This window comes from Streptococcus oralis (genome assembly GCF_003943825.1).
Taxonomy (GTDB): Bacteria; Bacillota; Bacilli; order Lactobacillales; family Streptococcaceae; genus Streptococcus; species Streptococcus oralis_CD.
This window is the reverse complement of sequence record NZ_RJNJ01000100.1, coordinates 1-611: the sequence shown is the minus strand read 5'-3', so window position 1 is coordinate 611 and position 611 is coordinate 1. Positions and strand designations below refer to the sequence as shown.

The window sequence follows — 611 nt, the reverse complement described above, 5'->3', positions numbered from 1 at the left end:
GGAATATCTTTCTTCGGTTGTTGGCCGTCTTCGGTTGGATGTCCTGGAATTTCATTGCCTTCCTTATCCTTATGACTGGTCTTAACCTTCTCATAAACNTGTTCTGTGTCGCCGTTTGGAAGTTTCTTCGTCTCTACGAAGCGGTAGCCTGGAATATCTTTCTTAGGTTGTTCGCCGTCTTCGGTTGGATGTCCTGGAATTTCATTGCCTTCCTTATCCTTATGACTAGTCTTAACCTTCTCATAAACATGTTCTGTGTCGCCGTTTGGAAGTTTCTTCGTCTCTACGAAGCGGTAGCCTGGAATATCCTTCTTAGGTTGTTCACCGTCTTCGGTTGGATGTCCTGGAATTTCATTGCCTTCCTTATCCTTATGACTGGTCTTAACCTTCTCATAAACATGTTCTGTGTCGCCGTTTGGAAGTTTCTTCGTCTCTACGAAGCGGTAACCTGGAATATCCTTCTTAGGTTGTTGGCCGTCTTCGGTATCCTTATGACTGGTCTTAACCTTCTCATAAACATGTTCTGTGTCGCCGTTTGGAAGTTTCTTCGTCTCTACGAAGCGGTAGCCTGGAATATCTTTCTTAGGTTGTTGGCCGTCTTCGGTTGGATA

The 611-nt window shown here is 44.8% G+C and carries 1 protein-coding gene; it reads right to left on the bottom strand.

Going from position 1 to position 611, the window contains the following annotated elements; translation table 11 throughout:
• Positions 1–611, bottom strand: a 611-nt coding sequence (locus D8863_RS10815) for a MucBP domain-containing protein (RefSeq protein ID WP_369008065.1), incomplete at both ends; no start/stop codon positions are given.